This window comes from Peribacillus sp. YIM B13482, assembly GCF_042787975.1.
Classification (GTDB): domain Bacteria; phylum Bacillota; class Bacilli; order Bacillales; family DSM-1321; genus Peribacillus; species Peribacillus simplex_A.
The window spans coordinates 32,963-52,346 of record NZ_JBHZPF010000003.1; the positions used below are offsets into that span (position 1 = coordinate 32,963).

Here is a 19,384-nt window from a genome sequence, read left to right on the forward strand (position 1 = left end):
GGAATGAAAATGGGCATTGATGTGGACATCATATTTAAAATAGCAGGTGTGGGGCTAGTTGTGGCATTTCTTCACACAATACTCGATCAGGTTGGGAAGAAGGAATATGCCCAGTGGGTGACACTTTTCGGATTTATCTATATTTTATTCATGGTAGCTTCTGTAGTGGAGGATTTATTTCAAAAAATTAAATCTGTATTCCTATTTCAGTAAGGGAGGGATTCGCGATTGAAATCATAAAAATCGTGGCCATTGCCCTAGTTGCCACCTTTTTGGCCTTGATCGTCAAAGAGCAAAAACCAAATTTCGCATTCCTGCTCGTCATTTTTGTAGGCTGCTCCATTTTTCTTTTTTTAGCGGATAAAATATACGAAATTATTTTAATGTTAGAAAAAATTGCAGTGAATGCACATGTAAATAGCGTGTATCTAGAGACCATCTTAAAAATAATCGGAATTGCCTATATTGCTGAATTCGCTTCTCAAATTACAAAAGATGCAGGGCAAGGGTCGCTCGCTTCCAAAATAGAATTGAGCGGGAAAATCTTGATTCTTGCCATGGCGATTCCGATTTTGACGGTCATTATCGAAACGATTTTACAGATGCTCCCAAGTTAACGGATCACTCCTACTAGTCAATGAGGTGAATGTATGAAGCAGCGGATGCCTTACTTATCCATTCTATTCGTTTTACTCTTTTTTTTGCATACATCTATTGGACAAGCCGCCGAAAATCCTGAAAATGGTGAAATCGATCAAGAGCCGATCATGCAGACCGAATTGGTACAAGCCCAAATAGACAGGCTGGGTGTCGATGAGCTCAAACAATATTGGGATGACATCGTTACGGAATATGGAGGGTTCTTACCGGAAAGCCAGAAGGGGAGCTTCATGGATTTTGTAAGCGGTGATAAGAAATTCTCCTTTGACCAATGGATAAAGGGAATTACAAAATTCATTTTTCATGAACTGCTTGTGAATGGTAAGCTGCTGGGCTCACTCATTTTATTAACCGTTTTCAGCATGTTCCTGCAGTCTTTGCAGAACGCGTTCGAACAAAGCTCCGTTAGTAAGGTCGCTTATGCAATCGTTTATATGGTGCTGATCATTTTGGCACTTAACAGTTTTCATGTGGCGATTGAATATACAAAGGATACGATAGATTTGATGATTTCCTTTTTAATGGCGCTCATCCCTTTACTCTTGGCCTTAATTGCCGCTTCAGGAGGACTTGTATCAGCAGCTTTTTTTCACCCGGTCTTAATGTTTTTAATGAATACAAGCGGAATCTTGATCCAGTTTGTCGTCCTCCCTCTTTTATTCTTTGCAGCGATTTTAAGCATTGTCAGCACATTGACCGAACATTACAAAGTGACACAGATGGCACAACTTCTCCGAAATTTTGCTATCGGGATACTAGGTGCATTCATGACCATATTCCTTGGTGTCATATCCGTTCAAGGAGCATCCTCCGCTGTAGCAGACGGAGTGACGATCAGGACGGCCAAATTCGTGACAGGTAACTTTATACCGGTAATAGGGCGCATGTTTACTGATGCAACGGATACGGTCATTAGTGCCTCCGTTCTGCTGAAAAATACAGTGGGCTTGTCAGGTGTCATAATTCTCTTGCTCATAACCACATTTCCAGCAATAAAAATCTTGATGATTTCTTTTGTCTATAAGTTGGCAGCGAGTCTTTTGCAGCCGCTGGGCGGAGGGCCTGTAATAAAATGTCTTGACGTTATAAGTAAAAGCATGATCTATATTTTCGCAGCACTGGCCATTGTCTCACTCATGTTCTTTTTAAGTATCACTGTAATTATCGCTTCTGGAAACATTACACTGATGGTTCGTTAAGAAAGGAGGAGGGCTTTGGTGAGTTTTTTAGCTGGCTGGGTATCTAACATCATCATATTTGTATTGCTGGCTACTGTGATCGATATGCTTCTTCCGAATTCAGCTTTACAGAAGTATGCCAAAATGGTAATCGGACTTTTACTGATTGCGATCATCATCACTCCTATATTGGGATTATTCAATAAGGATTTCGACGAAATCCTCTCTGCGGCTACAAGTGAATTTCAAGATCAGAAAAAAAAAGATTTAGGAAATTTGACAGAAATGAAGAAAAAAGAAATACAAGCTACCCAGGGTGCATATATTTTAAAACAAATGGCTGTTGACTTACAGGCAGAAGTGGAAGAGGAGCTGATGGTGGATTATAACATGAAGATTAGTTCAATTGATGTAGGGGTCAAAAATGAGGAAGAACCGAGCGCTGATGATTTGCAAAACATAACGATATCATTGGAAAAGGCAGAAGGGAAAGAAGACTCGGGGATAGAGGCAGTAGCGAAGGTTGATATCAATGCAGAGAAACTATCCTCTTCGAATGATGCCAATCTTGATGCTGTGAAAAGGTTTCTGGCAACAAGTTGGTCCGTTGATGAAGAGATCATTGAAATCGCCGGGGAAAGGAAGTGACTGAGTATTGAACAAAGACAAAGGTCCGTTATCCTGGCTGCAAAAACTATTAAATAAAGACCCTGACCAAAAAGAACCTAAGGAAAAAAAACCTTCCCTGTATGTCTATGCACTAATAGTTGTCCTTTTGGGAGCGGGAATTATGATGGCCGGGAATTTGTTAACCACCAACCAGACGGGACAAACACCTGAAGTGAAGACTGTATTCAATAATGATAAACAGGACGATGAAGGGGAGGTTGAAACATTCGGCCAGAAGAAATCCGAATTCAAGACGACAAAAGATTATGAAATATATCTTCAGAATGAAATGAAGGAAGCGCTTGAATCCATCGCAGGCGTCCAGGATGTAAAAGTCGTAATCTATGTGGATGCATCCGAGAAAAAAGTATATGAAAGAAACAAAGTCACCCAAAAACAAGTCACACAAGAAACCGACAAGGAAGGCGGCAAAAGGACGGTCGAAGACACATCGGTTGATGAACAGCTCGTTTTGGTCAAAAGCGGTGAAAAAGAAGGACCGATCATTTCGGAAACGAAAAAGCCTAGTGTACGAGGAGTCCTCGTAGTCGCTAAAGGAGCCGAAAACATTCAAATAAAGAAGTGGATCATCGAAGCTGTCACACGTTCACTGGATGTACCGAGTCACCGGGTTTCTGTCATGCCTAAAAAATAAGGGGGAAAATCTACATGTTATTAAAAAAACAAACCGTTTGGTTATTGACTATGCTAAGTCTGGTCGTTGTACTTTCAGTCTATTATTTAACCGCTCCTGAGGAAAATGCCGCCGATATGACGGCAACAGAACAAATGGAAAAGGCAGAAAATAAAACAGAAAGCAAAGCTGATACAAAAGGGGAAAATAAAAGTGAAAAAGAAACGGCCAAAAATACAGAAGGTTCTTCTGTAACCATTGCATCAGGGGATGAATTTGAATCGTTAAGGTTGCAGATTGAAGATGAACGGGCGAAGCTGAATGAAGAATTGACTGCAAAGATGGGCAACACAGAGCTTTCCTCTGAGGAAAGAGACGAGGCCTATGCGAAAATCGAACAATTAAGTGAAACGAAGGTAAAAGAAAATATCATCGAAAACTTAATAGTGGCCATGGATTACAATGCCGCACTTGTCCGTGTGGATGGAACGGATGTAAAGGTGAGTGTCAAGGCCGATAAACAGACGAAAACAGAGGCCAATAACATTATCCGCCTCGTAAGGAAAGAAGTGAGCGATGCACAAAATGTAGTGGTCGATTTTCAACCGGAAAAGTAATCTCACATACAGATGAAAGAGCTGATACACAACAGTTCATAATCATGAAAATGTGAAAGTCCCCCTTAATAAAAAAAGGGTGGCTTTTTTTATTAAGCTTTTTTCGCGATCATCCAATCGGGAAACTTTAGAGGAAAAGTTTTTTTTATGTCTATTTATATCAAGAACTCAAATAGAAATGGTGACTATAATTCTCAGTAATATTCTAGAAAAGTAATTATACTAAAATTTATAGCTGGTATTTCAGGGGTAATTCGCAAAAATCAGGTGAAAACGCTGAGGGGATCCAGTTTAAAATTATTCACAATATTATAATAAAGGTGTAATATAGAAGTATGGATTTCAAGCTGCAACTAATCTATCATTGAATTTGTATAAGCTAATATTGTATGATGTTAGAAGCTGGTCATAAACTTTTCAATTTTCTAAAGGAAACAATATTTTGAGAAAGTGAAATATCTGTTATAATACAGATGAGGTGTGTATTCAGTTTATTCGCTTTCGCATGGAGAAAGCGACTACTTTGTGCATAAATGGACAAGGTAGGATAAGCTAAAGGTAAAAGGTTACATAAAATATTATTGCCTCACAAACTCATATTAAATTAGACAAGGGGTGCCACAAAATGAAAGTGCAAGAAATTCGTGAAATAATTAAGCTAGTCGATCAATCAAATATCAGTGAATTCGTTTTTGAAAATGAAGGAACGAAAATTAAATTGAAAAAAACTGAAACGGGTACAGTATTACACCCAGCAGCTGCTCCAGAAGTTGTTCAAGCCAATGGAGCTGTAGAGGTCAAGCCCGCAGCGGCCCCTGCCCCTGTAGTGCCAAAAGCTGTTGAACCTGCAAAACCGGCTGCTGCCGTCACGGAACAGGAAAATTTACATAAAATCACTTCTCCGATGGTAGGGACCTTCTACCAATCTCCTGCACCGGATTCTCCTGCATACGTAAAAGCAGGCGATAAAGTAACAGGGGATTCCATTGTCTGCATCGTGGAAGCTATGAAACTTTTCAATGAAATCGAGGCCGAAGTAACCGGTGAAATCGTTGAAGTCCTTGTAAAAGAAGGTCAACTTGTAGAATATGGCCAACCATTATTTTTAGTAAAGCCGGAATGAGGAGCTGTTTCTAAATGATTAAAAAGGTATTGATTGCCAATCGTGGGGAAATTGCAGTCCGAATCATCCGGGCATGCAAAGAGTTAGGGATCGAGACTGTAGCGGTCTATTCAGAAGCGGATAAAGAAGCATTACATGTTCAAATTGCTGATGAAGCATATTGCATCGGTCCTAAATTATCAAAAGACAGTTATTTAAATACAACGAACATAATCAGTACAGCCAAGAAAACGGGATCTGATGCGATTCACCCTGGATATGGATTCCTTGCTGAAAATGCCGACTTTGCTGAGCTATGCCGTGAATGTAATATCATTTTCATCGGTCCTAGCCCAGAAGCCATCAATAAAATGGGAACAAAGGACGTAGCAAGGGAAACCATGCGCAAAGCTGGTGTACCGATCGTTCCCGGTTCTAAAGGCATAATTAAAGATACGGATGAGGGTGTAGCCCTAGCTAACGAAATGGGCTATCCAGTCATCATCAAAGCTACTGCCGGCGGTGGCGGTAAAGGTATCCGCGTTGCAAGGACCGAAGAGGATCTCATCAAAGGCATAAACATCACGCAACAGGAAGCCGCGACGGCATTTGGGAATCCAGGCGTGTATATTGAAAAGTTCATTGAGGACTTCCGTCACGTTGAAATCCAGGTCATGGCAGATAATCATGGCAACGCCATACATTTAGGCGAGCGTGATTGTACGGTTCAGCGTCGTTTGCAAAAACTTGTTGAAGAAACTCCATCTCCAGCCCTTGATGGTGAAACACGGGCGGAAATGGGGCAGGCTGCAGTTACGGCTGCTCTTGCCGTTAACTATTCAGGTGCAGGTACAGTTGAATTTATTTATGACTATGTGAATAGAAGATACTACTTTATGGAAATGAATACACGTATCCAGGTTGAGCACCCAGTTACAGAAATGGTAACGGGCGTGGATTTGATTAAGGAACAGATCAAAGTTGCTTCAGGTGACAAACTATCACTTTCACAAGAAGATGTGACTTTTAACGGATGGTCTATCGAATGCCGGATCAATGCAGAAAATCCAGAAAAGAATTTTATGCCTTCCGCAGGTAAAATTCACATGTATTTACCCCCAGGCGGCTACGGAGTGCGTGTGGATTCTGCGGCATACCCTGGGTACTCGATACCGCCGTATTACGATTCCATGATCGCTAAATTGATTGTCCATGCACCGACGAGGGACGAGGCGATTGAGAAGATGAAACGCGCTTTAGGAGAGTTTGTCATTGAGGGGATCAATACGACAATTCCTTTCCATATTAAGTTACTTCAGCATGAACAATTTGTTTCCGGAGAATTTAATACCAAATTCCTTGAAATATATGATGTAATGAACTCATAATGTAAAGGAAGACAGGAGGTGCTTTTGAATGAATGAAATGGAAGGCCAATTACTCGAAATGAATGATTATAATGGGCTGGGTAAAGTGGAGATTGCACCTGAGGTGATAGAGGTAATTGCGGGTATCGCTGCATCGGAAGTTGAAGGTGTTGCACATATGCGCGGGAATTTCGCTACAGGTGTTGTTGAAAAGCTTGGTAAAAAGAATCACGGTAAAGGTGTTAAAGTGGACTTATCGGGAGAATCCATCAAAGTCGAACTTTATTGTGTCATGAAATTTGGTGTTTCGATTCCGAAAGTTGCTCAGGAAGTTCAAGATAACATTCGTGAAGCTTTGTTGAATATGACCGCTATCGACGCGGGCGAAGTGAACATTCATGTAGTAGGCATTGCGTTTGAAAACGCTAAACAAGAAGCGGACCACGAACAAGAAGTGTAAGTGGCTTCATTCGATTCACACCTGCAAAAACCCGGCAAAAAGCCGGGTTTTTGTTTTTGGAATTTTTGACTTGATGATACCCCGCTTATAATATTACGTAAAATGAACATAATAAGGCGGTGTCTGGAAGTTTCCCTTTAATTCAAGGGTGATTTCTGTTAGAGTGTAAAAGGTGAAATATGAGCATGAAAGCTAGGCAAGAGCTTTTTGACACTTAAAAAAAGTATGGGACTTTGTTGGCCGTTTAACTGGAAATGAATCTTGAGATGTTGTCTTGAATCAAGGTGTTTGAGTCTTTTGGCCTTAATTTTAGTGAGATTAGCTTAATTGATAAAAAAAACAGCGAAAATCTTAATATTTTTCAAAAAATATTATTTAATGTTCGTTTGTTCTAGCATTTTCATATATAATAGTAGATGTTAAAGGAGTAAGATTATGAAAAGAAGAGTAGCCCGTGAAAAATCCCTTCAAGCACTATATCAGATAGATATTGCCAAGTCGAATGCAGAAGAAGCAATGGAAAGCGTACTGGATGGTGCTCCTACTGATGAATATTTCAAGAAATTAGTAATGGGAATAACGGAAAATCGTGAACAACTTGATGCAATGATCAGGGACAATTTAGAGAACTGGACGTTGGAAAGACTGGCGAACATTGATCGGAATTTACTGCGGATCGCGGTTTATGAAATGATTCACAGTGAAGATGTTCCTGTAAGTGTTGCAATGAATGAAGCTATTGAAATTGCTAAGAAATTCGGTGATGATCAATCAAGCAGCTTTGTAAATGCCGTTTTATCCAAAGTAAAGGTGAAAAGCGGCAGCTAAAGCTGCAGTCTTGAACGAGGATTTTCTCAGCAATTTCTTTAGCAAATTATCTTGGGAGGAATATACACATGTCAGCTCAAATCATTAATGGTAAAGAAATTGCAGAGTCAGTTAGGCAGGAAATGAGTAAGGAAGTGCAGCAGTTACGTGAAAAAAATATCGTTCCGGGTTTGGCTGTAATCCTGGTGGGCGACAATCAAGCTTCACAAACCTATGTACGCCATAAGCAAAAGGCCTGTGAAGATTTGGGCATGCATTCTGTGTTAATTAAAAAGCCTGCGGAACTATCTCAGGAGGAATTAATTCAGAGCATTGATGAATTAAACCAGGATAACAGTATTCACGGTATATTGGTGCAGCTGCCGTTGCCTGGACATATTCAGGAAAAAGCGATCATTGAAGCGATTTCCCCCGAGAAGGATGTAGATGGATTTCATCCGATTAATATTGGGCGGATGATGACGGGGCAGGATGCCTTTTTACCTTGTACGCCATACGGTGTCATGGTGATGCTTGAGTATATCGACTATGACCTTGAAGGTAAGCATGTTGTCATCGTAGGGAGAAGTAATATCGTTGGAAAACCAGCCGGACAAATGTTTTTAAATGCGAATGCAACCGTTACTTACTGTCATTCAAAGACAAAGGACCTTGCGTATTATACCAAGCAAGCTGATGTCGTTGTGGCCGCTGTCGGCAAGAGGGACACGATCACGAGTGAACATATCAAAGAAGGTGCAGTCGTCATTGACGTCGGAATGAACAGGAATGAAGAAGGGAAGCTTTGCGGTGATGTGGCGTTTGATGAAGTGAAAAATAAGGCTTCATTCATTACACCTGTTCCTAAAGGCGTTGGTCCCATGACGATTACGATGCTTATGAAGAATACGGTCAAATCTGCTCAAAAAGCACTTGAACAGAACAAGCAAGCATTGAAAAGCTGAAAAAAGCGTTAAATTATTTTAAAGAAGCGGACCTCTTGTTTTATAATAACGGGAGACCGCTTTTTTCCATTCATAGATTTAATCAAGTTTTAAGTGTAACCTATAGGTAAGTTTTCTTTATATCCGATTTCCATCGGAAGGAGACATTATATGAGCAACCAACAATATTTGAGTGTATCGGCTTTAACGAAATATATCAAAAGGAAGTTCGATGCCGATCCCCATTTGCAAAATGTATACATAAAAGGCGAAATTTCGAATTTTAAACAACATACAAGCGGACATATGTATTTTACTCTAAAGGACGAGAAGGCCCGACTCCTATCCGTTATGTTCGCCGCCAATAACAAAGGGATGAAATTCCTCCCCGAAAATGGAATGAAGGTACTTGTTAAGGGCGATATATCATTATATGAAGCTGGCGGACAGTATCAGCTATATGTGAAAAGCATGGCACCTGATGGCGTTGGGGATTTGTATCTTGCTTATGAACAGCTGAAGAAAAAGCTGGAGGCGGCAGGTTTGTTTTTGGCCGAACATAAGAAACCGATTCCACAGTACCCTAAGTCTGTGGGAGTCATAACTTCACCGACCGGAGCCGCACTAAGAGATATCCTGACAACAATCAAGCGAAGATATCCAATTGCCAGAATTATCGTTTACCCTGCACTTGTGCAAGGGAATAATGCCGCTAAATCGATTGCCAAGGCAATTTCCATGGCTAACGCAAGGGCGGAAAGCGATGTGCTCATTGTCGGAAGGGGTGGCGGGTCGATCGAGGAGCTATGGGCCTTTAATGAGGAGATAGTGGCTGAATCGATCTATGATTCTGATATACCGATAATTTCTGCTGTCGGTCATGAAACCGATTTTACAATCGCTGATTTTGTCGCCGATATGAGGGCCCCTACGCCGACTGGTGCAGCAGAGTTAGCAGTTCCCCATCTTAATGAAATACACGAACGTCTGATGAACCGTAAGAATCGCTTGACCCGATCCATTCGTGAAGCGGTGAATTTTGAACGCACCCGATTGACCAGGATGGAGAGGTCTTATGCTTTTCGTTATCCACATAAAATGTATGAACAGAAGCTTGAACAGCTAGACAAGACGATGGACAGGCTAGGGAGGTCCAGCACGCGTTATTTCATGAAAAAGAGAGATGAGCTTAATCAGATCAACGATATTCTGAAAAAGCAGCATCCTGAACAAGCTGTGAAAAAATCCAAAGATGAATTGCGGCAGCATGCAAAAGTATTACGGAGGGCCATGGAAGCCATCTATCGGCAAAAATCACAGCAGTTCGTTCATATTACAGCCACGTTGTCTGCCCTCAGCCCATTAAAAATCATGGAACGGGGCTATGGATTGGTTTTTGCTGAGGATGAGACATTAGTGAAAAGTACACAGCAAGTAACCGAAGGGGATAGAATAGCCGTTTCCATAAAAGATGGAACCCTTGAATGTGAAATTAAAGAAATAAAGGAGCGAATGGAACCATGACAAAAAAACAGGAAGCTACATTTGAAGAAGCGATGGAGAATCTCGAGAAAATTGTGGAACAGTTGGAAGAGGGGGATGTGCCCTTAGAAGAAGCCCTCTCCATATATAAACAAGGAATGGATTTATCCAGGCTTTGTCACTCAAAACTTAAGGCAGTTGAAGATCAATTGACTCAAATTTTACGCGAAGATGGGGAACTTGAAAACTTCGCTGTCCAGGAGGAAGAATAACATGGGTACGGCGTCCTTTGATATGTTTTCTAAAGAATATAAGGCGATTATAGAAAGAGAAATCGTTGAATATGTCAATAAGTTGAAAGCTCCGGCTGTGGTCAAAGAATCCATGATCTATTCATTGGAAGCAGGCGGTAAACGGATTCGCCCTTTATTGGTCTTTGCGGTTCTAGAGGCCTTTGGGAAAAACTTGAGGATGGGGATACCTGCAGCCGCTGCCATTGAAATGATACATACATATTCATTGATCCATGATGATCTCCCGGCGATGGATGATGATGATCTTCGCCGGGGAAAACCGACGAACCATAAAGTATTCGGTGAGGCGGTAGCAGTACTGGCAGGTGATGCCCTCCTTACATATAGTTTTCAATTGGTGACGGAAATGATCGATCCCGAGGTGACGGCTGAAATGAAGCTGAACCTTGTATGTGAAATTGCCAGGTCCGCCGGAGCCGAAGGGATGGTTGGCGGTCAAGTTGCCGATATGGAAGGTGAAAATAAACAGTTGACGCTCCAGGAATTGGAGTATATCCATGAACATAAAACAGGGAAATTATTGACTGCTAGCATCCTTTCCGGAGCTATATTGGCCGGGGCGAATGAAGAACAGCGACTGCATTTACGTGACTTTGCATACCATCTGGGGCTTGCTTTTCAGATTCGGGATGATATTCTGGATATTGAAGGATCAGTAGAGTTGATCGGCAAGCCGGTTGGCAGTGATGTGGGAAATCACAAAAGCACATACCCCTCTTTACTTACTCTTCAAGGGGCAAAGGAAAAGTTGGAACATCATATTGAACTTGCTCATGCCGCTTTAGGAAAAACAACATTACAAACGGGTCTGTTGAATGATCTAACTGATTTAATAGCGAACCGTAACCATTGATTGTGGCTAAATTTGTTATCAAATGAGGTTTTATGGTATACTCATTGTGCAAAAATATGTGAAAACCCAAATGGGATTTTTAATTGAGATACGTGATAAATAGGTATATTAAGCCGCCGAAATCACCTGGGTGTTGGCGGCTATTTTTTAACTTAAAACCAATTTTTCGGTCAAGTCTTCCATATAGACCTCTTTTATGAGGCTTTGTTTTTGCTTACAACCGAAAATGACAGAAAGTGAGTGGTCCTGTTTGGATCTTCTATCTATAAAAGACCCTTCTTTTTTGAAGAATATGAATAATGAAGAACTAGTTGAGTTAAGTATGGAAATACGAAAATTTCTTGTGGAAAAATTATCGGTGACCGGTGGGCATATTGGTCCCAATTTAGGTGTAGTCGAGTTGACTATAGCCTTGCATAAAGAATTCGACAGTCCGAACGATAAAATTTTATGGGATGTCGGTCACCAATCCTATGTCCATAAAATCCTGACTGGCAGAGCTGGAGAGTTCAATACCTTAAAGAAATATAAAGGTCTTTGCGGCTTTCCTAAAATGATTGAAAGCCCTCATGATGTTTGGGAAACCGGTCACAGTTCGACTTCTCTTTCAGCTGCAATGGGAATGGCGGCTGCCCGTGATATCAAAGGTGAAAAAAGTTTTATTTTACCTGTCATCGGGGACGGGGCCCTAACAGGCGGAATGGCGCTTGAAGCTTTGAATCATATCGGTGATGAAAAAAAGGACATGATCGTTATCCTGAATGATAATGAAATGTCGATAGCCCCTAACGTAGGTGCTTTACACACGATATTGGGAAGATTGCGGACAGCAGGTAAATATAACTGGGCAAAAGATGAATTGGAATTGCTTTTGAAAAAAATTCCTGCAGTCGGTGGTAAACTTGCGGCTACCGCTGAACGCTTGAAGGATAGCATGAAGTACTTATTGGTCTCAGGAATCTTTTTTGAAGAACTCGGGTTCACATACCTTGGACCAGTTGATGGTCATAATTATGAAGAATTGCTGGAGAATTTAAGATATGCCAAGAAAACGAAAGGACCCGTACTGCTTCATGTTATCACGAAAAAAGGCAAGGGTTATTCACCTGCCGAGTTGGATACAACAGGAAATTGGCATGGGACAGGCCCATACAAGATCGAGACAGGCGATTTCGTGAAATCCACTAGTAAAGCTCCTGCTTGGAGTGCCCTCGTAAGCGATACTGTCAGCAGGCTCGCTCGTGAAGATGAACGGATTGTCGCGATTACACCTGCAATGCCTGTAGGTTCGAAATTGGTGGGGTTTTCCCGAGAGTTCCCAGAACGTTTCTATGATGTAGGGATTGCCGAGCAGCATGCAGCAACTTTTGCAGCTGGATTGGCAACGCAAAAAATGAAACCATTCCTGGCTATTTATTCAACCTTCCTGCAAAGGGCTTACGATCAGGTGGTCCATGATATCTGCCGACAGAATCTAAACGTATTCATAGGGATCGATCGTGCCGGATTGGTTGGTTCCGATGGTGAAACACATCAAGGGGTTTTCGATATTGCTTTCTTACGCCACATTCCAAATATGGTGTTGATGATGCCGAAAGATGAAAACGAAGGCCAACATATGGTCAATACGGCCTTAAGCTATAATGATGGTCCGATCGCTATGCGTTTCCCTCGTGGGAATGGTTCGGGAGTTGAAATGGATACTGACTTACAGCAGATTCCAATCGGTACGTGGGAAGTTCTTAAAGAAGGAACGGATGCTGCCATCTTAACGTTCGGTACAACCATCCCCATGGCTCTTAAAGCTGCAGAACTGCTTGAGAAAGAGGATTATTCAGTTAAGGTGATCAATGCCCGTTTCATTAAGCCTTTGGATGAGAACATGCTAAGCAGTCTTCTTGGTGAAAAAATGCCTATCTTGACTATAGAAGAAGCGGTTCTACAAGGTGGTTTTGGTAGTTCTGTACTTGAATATGCTCATGATCAAGGTTTTTATGGGGCAATTATAGATCGAATGGGAATACCTGATTATTTCATTGAACATGGCAGTGTCGATGAACTTCTTGAAGAAATCGGTTTAACGACAGAGACAGCCATCAAAAAGATTAAAATGATAACACCAAAAAAAGAAAAAAGGGCCTGACAATATGAAAGTGATGAAAGAAAGAGTAGATATATTACTTGTAGAACAAGGTTTGGCCGATACACGTGAAAAAGCGAAGCGTATGGTTATGGCTGGTCTTGTCTACGCGAATGAAGAGAGGTACGAAAAACCGGGTGAAAAAGTGCCGGTCGATCTTGAATTTACGATCAAAGGAAAAGTAATGCCTTACGTTTCAAGAGGCGGACTTAAACTTGAAAAGGCCTTAAAGGAATTCGATTTACAAATGAACGGAAAAATCCTGCTTGATATCGGATCATCAACTGGAGGGTTCACCGATTGTGCCCTGCAAAATGGAGCCACAATGTCTTATGCACTTGATGTAGGCTATAATCAACTTGCATGGAAGCTTAGGCAGGATGAACGGGTAAAAGTAATGGAACGGACGAACTTCCGTTATGTTACACCCGCCGATCTCGATGGGGAGATGCCAAACTTTGCAAGCATTGATGTTTCTTTCATCTCGTTAACGTTAATTTTACCGGTGTTAAAGACGCTCCTCGTTCCGGATAGCGACGTCGTTGCTTTAGTTAAACCGCAATTCGAAGCTGGGAAGGATCAAGTGGGTAAAAAGGGGATTGTTCGTGATCCCAAAATCCATAAACAAGTGTTGGATAAGATCATTTCTTTTGCAAAAAAGGAAGGCTACGATATTAAGGATGCTTCTTTCTCACCGATTACCGGCGGTGATGGAAATATTGAATTTTTACTTCATTTATACTGGCAAGGGTCAAAAGACGATGGAGCGATATTGCTTTCGAAAACGGTTGATGACATCGTTAGGGAAGCCCATGCCCAATTTAAAAAAGAATAGCTAGAACTTTTTGTATGGCTCCTTTGGCTGGATGGTTGGCTAAAAGGAGCTTTTTAATTTTAAATGGTCCTGTAATGCACTTGAATCATTTAAGGGGAATACATAAAATAGGTATGAACAAAAAATAGAGTTGTTATGCTTTTTAGAGAAAAAGTTGTACAATTGCATAAAAATCCGATAACATTAATATTAGCCACTTTAGAAAGCGGTCTATTTGCACGTACGGATGATACTTGAAACAATCCCATTTTGGGCAGCTTGCTTAAGTATGATATAAAAGTGATACTCCATTAAATGAGCAACAGTTGAGAAGAGGTGCTTCTACTTATGAATAAAGGACAACGACATATAAAAATAAGGGACATTATAACGAATAATGATATAGAAACCCAGGATGAGCTAGTTGAAGAACTGAAATTAGCTGGATACAATGTAACTCAGGCCACTGTTTCAAGGGATATTAAAGAGCTTCACCTTGTTAAGGTCCCTTTAACTGATGGAAGGTATAAATATAGCCTGCCAGCCGATCAACGTTTCAATCCACTTCAAAAATTAAAGAGAATCCTGGTTGATGCTTTTGTACGCATTGACGCAGCCAATAATTTACTGGTAATGAAGATGCTCCCGGGTAATGCCCAGGCAATCTGTGCATTGATTGATAATTTAAATTGGCAAGAAATACTCGGGACGATCGGCGGCGATGACACTTGTTTAATTATCTGCCGTTCTGAGGAAGATGCAAAGATCATTTCCGGCAAATTCTTGGACATGCTCTAATAATTTTGTGAGGTGACCTAGTTTGTTAACAGAACTATCGATTAGGAATTTTGCGATCATAGACAGCCTGTCCGTTTCATTTGAGAAAGGCTTGACTGTCTTGACCGGAGAAACAGGGGCAGGGAAATCAATTATTATAGATGCCGTTCACCTTTTGGTTGGAGGACGTGGTTCTGCCGAGTTCATACGGCATGGTGAGTCGAAGGCCGAAATAGAAGGATTATTTCAAATTGAAGATGAGAAACACCCGGTCTTTGCCAAGGCAGAGGAGTTTGGCCTGGATATGAATGACGGTATGGCCATTCTTCGTAGGGATATTTCACTGAGCGGCAAAAGCGTTTGCAGGGTAAATGGAAAACTTGTAACGATTGCCATTTTACGCGAGATAGGACGGACATTGATAGATATTCATGGTCAGCATGAACATCAGGAATTAATGGATGAACGGCTCCACCTTCCTCTGCTGGATCAATTCGGCGGAGAAAAAATCGCATCGGCACTCACGGAATACCAAAAGCTATATAAACGTTATGAAACCGCTTCTAAACAATTAAATAGTTTGAGTCAAAATGAACAGCAAATGGTCCATCGCCTTGACTTGATCCAATTTCAATTCGATGAAATCCAAAAAGCTGATTTAAAACTTCGCGAAGATGAAGAATTGATGGAAGAGCGGAAGAAAATTAATAATTTCGAAAAAATTCATGAAGCGCTGCAAACGAGTTATAATGCTTTAAATGGTGAGCAGCATGCAATTGATTGGCTTTCCGTAGCCATGAATAACCTGGAAGAGGCGGCAGGGCTTGATGAAGGTTTAAAAAACAGCTCCGAGACCGTATCAAATAGTTACTTCCTTCTTGAAGAGGCCGTATCGAACATCCGAGATCAATTAGACTCTTTGGATTTTGATACAGAACGTGTTGAATTCATTGAAAGTCGCCTAAATGAAATAAATCAATTAAAACGTAAATACGGGCGGTCCATCGAGGAAATCCTGGAATATGGTGCAGGCATAGAAGAAGAAGTCGAAAAACTGCAAAATAGGGAAACACACATAGCAAAGCTTGAAAAGGAAATGAAATCAATAAAGGCTGATTTAATTGTTGAAGCAAAGAATTTGTCTGACCTTCGTCAGACATTCGCTCAGCAGTTAACCAAAAAGATCCATCAGGAATTAAAAGATTTATACATGGAAAAGACAATTTTCGAACCCCATTTCCTTCAAACGGCTTATACTTTCGATGAGTTATCAGATAGGGGCATTAATCAATCGGGGCTGGATTCGATGGAATTTTATATTTCCACCAATCCGGGGGAACCGTTAAAACCCCTTTCTAAAATTGCATCGGGTGGAGAGCTGTCGAGGATCATGCTGGCTTTGAAAAGCATTTTTTCAAAGCACCAAGGCATAACGTCGATTATATTTGATGAAGTGGACACGGGTGTGAGCGGACGGGTTGCACAATCGATTGCTGAAAAGATCTATAAAGTGGCAACGGGGTCTCAAGTGCTGTGCATATCCCATTTACCACAGGTGGCAGCTATGGCGGATATCCACCTTTTCATAGCGAAAAATGTAAGGGCTGGACGTACGAATACCTCGGTAAAGCCTCTAATTGAAACTGAAAAAATAAAAGAAATCGGCAGGATGATTTCAGGAGTCGAGATTACGGATTTGACGAAGCAGCATGCCAATGAATTAATTCAGCTGGCCAAAAGGCTGAAGATTACATCTTGATGGGCCAGTAAGAAGATTATTTAAACTTTTATCATAAGCATTCATTGTAAAGCTATCCAAAAACGGATAGCTTTTATTTTGTGTACCTGTTATAAATGACTGTCCTGAGGGCTAAATTAAAGGTGTAGCCATAAAGTTTCAGAGAGCGAGGAGAGTGAATGGATTGAAATTTGTATGGATAAACAGAATCATCGGTGGAATTCTCCTTGTTTCGCTATTAACATTAGGGTTATACCAGCCATCTCGTGAATATTTTTTAATTCCAAATCATCTTGTACTATTTGAAGGAAGTCAATATAGTATTTCCAAATCATTGCCTGTTTCTGCAAAAGCTTCGGGATCCAGTGATGGGATTTCGCTTCATGATGAGCAAACTTCAATTACGCTTGGTGCTGAGAAACCAGGGACGAATGAAGTGTTACTCGATGTAGCAGGCCTGCCTGCCAAAAAGGTCGACATTAGAGTGATAAAAGACTTTAAAGTCATGCCTGGAGGCCAATCCATTGGAGTGAAGCTTAATACTCTTGGGGTGCTCGTAGTAGGTCATCATCTTATTGATACTGCGCAGGGAAAAAAATCACCAGGAGAAAAAGCGAAAATTGAAATAGGTGATATTATTACAGAAATCAATGGTCAGACGATAAAGAAGATGGGGGATGTAACCCCTTTTGTTCAACAGGCAGGTGAAAAGGGTCAGGCGTTGAATTTGGTCATTAACCGAGAGAATAAAGTGCTTCATAGTACCCTTTTACCTTTGAAAGATAAGAATGAAGGAACTTACAAATTAGGTTTGTATATCCGTGATTCAGCAGCCGGCATCGGAACGATGACGTTTTATCACCCGGACTCGAAAAAATATGGGGCATTGGGACATGTCATTTCCGATATGGATACAAAAAAGCCGATTGTTGTAAAGGACGGACAGATCGTTCAATCGACTGTCACGTCCATCGAAAAGGGAAGCAATGGTGATCCGGGAGAAAAATTGGCACGCTTTTCTTCTAATAAAGAAAAAATAGGAAATATCAATCGCAATAGTCCCTTTGGGATCTTTGGGAAATTAAATCAAGATTTTAAAAATGGGATAAATGACAAGGCGCTCCCCATCACCCTTTCCCATGAGGTAAAGGAAGGACCAGCTAAAATCCTGACGGTGGTGGATGGTTCCAAAGTAGAGGAATTCGATGTGGAAATCGTCAGTTCCATACCACAGAAGTTTCCTGCGATTAAAGGAATGGTCTTAAAAGTGACGGATAAAGAATTGCTTCAAAAAACGGGTGGGATCGTTCAGGGAATGAGCGGCAGTCCCATCATACAAAATGGGAAATTAATCGGTGCAGTCACCCATGTATTTGTTAATGATCCTACAAGTGGGTATGGAGTTCATATCGAATGGATGTTAAACGAAGCCGGTATAAATATATATGACAAAGATAATTATGAAAAGGCAAGCTAATGAAACCGGGTATCCTTTTGGATGCCCTTTTTTTATAAAACGCAGGTCATGGGTAGGAATTAAATATGATTTCTTCAAAAAATAGATGTTTTTTTAAAACGATGTGATAAAATGAAAACGAAATGAAGATTTTTCGACAATCGGTTCATTCGAATAGCAAACGAAGTCGAAAACAAGAGATATCCGGAGAATAATATTGAATTCCTTATATTTTTTCAAAAATAAAAGGAATTTAGTTTCCATTGTCGAAAAGTTCAATTACAATAGAATTTAGTCATATAGAAAAAAAGACCAATTGTAGTTGAGGAGGAAATCAAGCGTGAAAAAAATTAAGGTGTGCGTTGTAGATGATAATAGAGAACTTGTTGGCCTTCTGGAAGAATACATTTCTGCACAGGAAGACATGGAAGTAATTGGGGTGGCACATAACGGTCAAGATTGCCTGGGGATGCTTGAAAGCGTTGATCCGGATATATTGATCCTCGATATTATCATGCCTCATTTAGATGGGTTAGGTGTACTTGAAAAACTTCGTGAGTTAAAACGGGGTGCTATGCCTAATGTAATTATGCTTACTGCCTTTGGTCAAGAAGATGTCACGAAAAAAGCAGTTGATTTGGGCGCGTCTTACTTTATCCTAAAACCTTTTGATATGGAAAATCTAGCCAATCATATTCGTCAGGTAAGCGGTAAAGGGCAGGCGGTTTTAAAAAATCATAGTCAGTTTAGCTATCGTCCCCAAAATGAACCCAAGCCTAAAAACCTCGATGCCAGCATCACAAGCATCATTCACGAAATTGGAGTGCCTGCACATATCAAGGGCTATTTGTATTTAAGGGAAGCCATATCCATGGTATATAATGATATTGAACTATTGGGATCGATCACCAAAGTTTTATATCCGGATATTGCAAAAAAGTACAATACTACAGCAAGCCGTGTGGAACGTGCTATCCGACATGCGATTGAAGTGGCTTGGAGCCGTGGCAATATAGAATCCATTTCATCCCTTTTCGGTTATACCGTCAGCATGACTAAGGCAAAACCTACAAATTCCGAATTCATTGCTATGGTGGCCGATAAGCTCCGTCTCGAGCATAAAGCATCTTGACAGGGGTAGGGGGAAACGGTTGTTAAGATTCAGGGTAACCATTGACCATATAAAGGCTAGAGCCGCTAAATATAAATAAGAACTCTCCGTCTGGTGGTAAGGGGACAGGAAGAAGTTGCTTTGTGATTTTTTATAATCGGCAACTTCAATTTTTTACGCTGCCGATTAAAAAAAATTAAACGCCTTTTATTTATTGGATTTTGCAGGAAGAATCCAATAAATAAAAGGCGTTTTTGTTTG

Annotated in this window: 20 protein-coding genes; all 20 read left to right on the plus strand. The window is 40.8% G+C overall.

Going from position 1 to position 19,384, the window contains the following annotated elements; genetic code table 11:
- Window positions 1-9 precede the first annotated feature (9 nt).
- The 20 genes from spoIIIAC to spo0A all read left to right on the plus strand — a co-directional run bounded on the left by spoIIIAC (window position 10) and on the right by spo0A (window position 19,144).
- On the plus strand, window positions 10-213 hold the full coding sequence (gene spoIIIAC, locus ACFX4L_RS03095; protein ID WP_034308319.1) for a stage III sporulation protein AC: 204 nt from the start codon (window positions 10-12) through the stop codon (window positions 211-213).
- Window positions 214-236: 23 nt separating this feature from the next.
- Window positions 237-617, plus strand: coding sequence for a stage III sporulation protein AD (gene spoIIIAD / locus ACFX4L_RS03100; RefSeq protein WP_089361491.1), 381 nt, complete (start codon window positions 237-239; stop codon window positions 615-617).
- A gap of 33 nt (window positions 618-650) precedes the next feature.
- Window positions 651-1,859, plus strand: coding sequence for a stage III sporulation protein AE (gene spoIIIAE, locus ACFX4L_RS03105; RefSeq protein ID WP_061464002.1), 1,209 nt, complete (start codon window positions 651-653; stop codon window positions 1,857-1,859).
- A gap of 18 nt (window positions 1,860-1,877) precedes the next feature.
- Complete coding sequence (gene spoIIIAF, locus ACFX4L_RS03110; protein WP_089361761.1) at window positions 1,878-2,486, plus strand: stage III sporulation protein AF; 609 nt, start codon at window positions 1,878-1,880, stop codon at window positions 2,484-2,486.
- Between the two features lie 7 nt (window positions 2,487-2,493).
- Complete coding sequence (gene spoIIIAG, locus ACFX4L_RS03115) at window positions 2,494-3,162, plus strand: stage III sporulation protein AG (RefSeq protein ID WP_061464001.1); 669 nt, start codon at window positions 2,494-2,496, stop codon at window positions 3,160-3,162.
- 14 nt (window positions 3,163-3,176) lie between these two features.
- Window positions 3,177-3,758 (plus strand): SpoIIIAH-like family protein, encoded by a 582-nt coding sequence (locus ACFX4L_RS03120; protein WP_377381752.1) that lies wholly within the window; start codon window positions 3,177-3,179, stop codon window positions 3,756-3,758.
- A 625-nt stretch (window positions 3,759-4,383) separates the two neighbouring features.
- On the plus strand, window positions 4,384-4,881 hold the full coding sequence (gene accB / locus ACFX4L_RS03125) for an acetyl-CoA carboxylase biotin carboxyl carrier protein (RefSeq protein WP_061463999.1): 498 nt from the start codon (window positions 4,384-4,386) through the stop codon (window positions 4,879-4,881).
- A 14-nt stretch (window positions 4,882-4,895) separates the two neighbouring features.
- Window positions 4,896-6,248 (plus strand): acetyl-CoA carboxylase biotin carboxylase subunit, encoded by a 1,353-nt coding sequence (gene accC / locus ACFX4L_RS03130; protein WP_284470244.1) that lies wholly within the window; start codon window positions 4,896-4,898, stop codon window positions 6,246-6,248.
- A 37-nt stretch (window positions 6,249-6,285) separates the two neighbouring features.
- Complete coding sequence (locus ACFX4L_RS03135) at window positions 6,286-6,687, plus strand: Asp23/Gls24 family envelope stress response protein (protein WP_375166286.1); 402 nt, start codon at window positions 6,286-6,288, stop codon at window positions 6,685-6,687.
- A 435-nt stretch (window positions 6,688-7,122) separates the two neighbouring features.
- Window positions 7,123-7,515 carry a transcription antitermination factor NusB gene (gene nusB / locus ACFX4L_RS03140; protein ID WP_061463996.1) on the plus strand — a complete coding sequence of 131 codons (393 nt, stop codon included), beginning with the start codon at window positions 7,123-7,125 and terminating at the stop codon, window positions 7,513-7,515.
- 68 nt (window positions 7,516-7,583) lie between these two features.
- Entirely contained in the window at window positions 7,584-8,459 is an 876-nt protein-coding gene (folD, locus tag ACFX4L_RS03145) for a bifunctional methylenetetrahydrofolate dehydrogenase/methenyltetrahydrofolate cyclohydrolase FolD (RefSeq protein WP_377403913.1), read from the plus strand.
- 150 nt (window positions 8,460-8,609) lie between these two features.
- The gene (gene xseA / locus ACFX4L_RS03150) at window positions 8,610-9,962 is read left to right on the plus strand and encodes an exodeoxyribonuclease VII large subunit (protein WP_089361485.1); all 1,353 of its coding nucleotides are present in this window, start codon (window positions 8,610-8,612) and stop codon (window positions 9,960-9,962) included.
- Entirely contained in the window at window positions 9,959-10,192 is a 234-nt protein-coding gene (xseB, locus tag ACFX4L_RS03155) for an exodeoxyribonuclease VII small subunit (protein WP_377403917.1), read from the plus strand. Before xseA ends, xseB begins: the two co-directional genes overlap by 4 nt.
- 1 nt (window position 10,193) lies before the next feature.
- A complete protein-coding gene (locus ACFX4L_RS03160) occupies window positions 10,194-11,087 on the plus strand; it encodes a polyprenyl synthetase family protein (protein ID WP_284470247.1) in 894 nt (297 codons plus the stop codon).
- A gap of 250 nt (window positions 11,088-11,337) precedes the next feature.
- Window positions 11,338-13,230, plus strand: coding sequence for a 1-deoxy-D-xylulose-5-phosphate synthase (gene dxs, locus ACFX4L_RS03165; protein WP_061466140.1), 1,893 nt, complete (start codon window positions 11,338-11,340; stop codon window positions 13,228-13,230).
- A gap of 4 nt (window positions 13,231-13,234) precedes the next feature.
- Window positions 13,235-14,062, plus strand: coding sequence for a TlyA family RNA methyltransferase (locus ACFX4L_RS03170; RefSeq protein WP_061463992.1), 828 nt, complete (start codon window positions 13,235-13,237; stop codon window positions 14,060-14,062).
- 327 nt (window positions 14,063-14,389) lie between these two features.
- Complete coding sequence (gene ahrC / locus ACFX4L_RS03175) at window positions 14,390-14,839, plus strand: transcriptional regulator AhrC/ArgR (RefSeq protein WP_061144401.1); 450 nt, start codon at window positions 14,390-14,392, stop codon at window positions 14,837-14,839.
- Window positions 14,840-14,861: 22 nt separating this feature from the next.
- Window positions 14,862-16,577, plus strand: a complete 1,716-nt coding sequence (recN, locus tag ACFX4L_RS03180; protein ID WP_377403920.1) for a DNA repair protein RecN — start codon at window positions 14,862-14,864, stop codon at window positions 16,575-16,577.
- Window positions 16,578-16,740: 163 nt separating this feature from the next.
- A complete protein-coding gene (gene spoIVB / locus ACFX4L_RS03185; RefSeq protein WP_061463990.1) occupies window positions 16,741-18,033 on the plus strand; it encodes a SpoIVB peptidase in 1,293 nt (430 codons plus the stop codon).
- Window positions 18,034-18,352: 319 nt separating this feature from the next.
- Complete coding sequence (gene spo0A / locus ACFX4L_RS03190) at window positions 18,353-19,144, plus strand: sporulation transcription factor Spo0A (protein WP_061463989.1); 792 nt, start codon at window positions 18,353-18,355, stop codon at window positions 19,142-19,144.
- Window positions 19,145-19,384 lie beyond the last annotated feature (240 nt).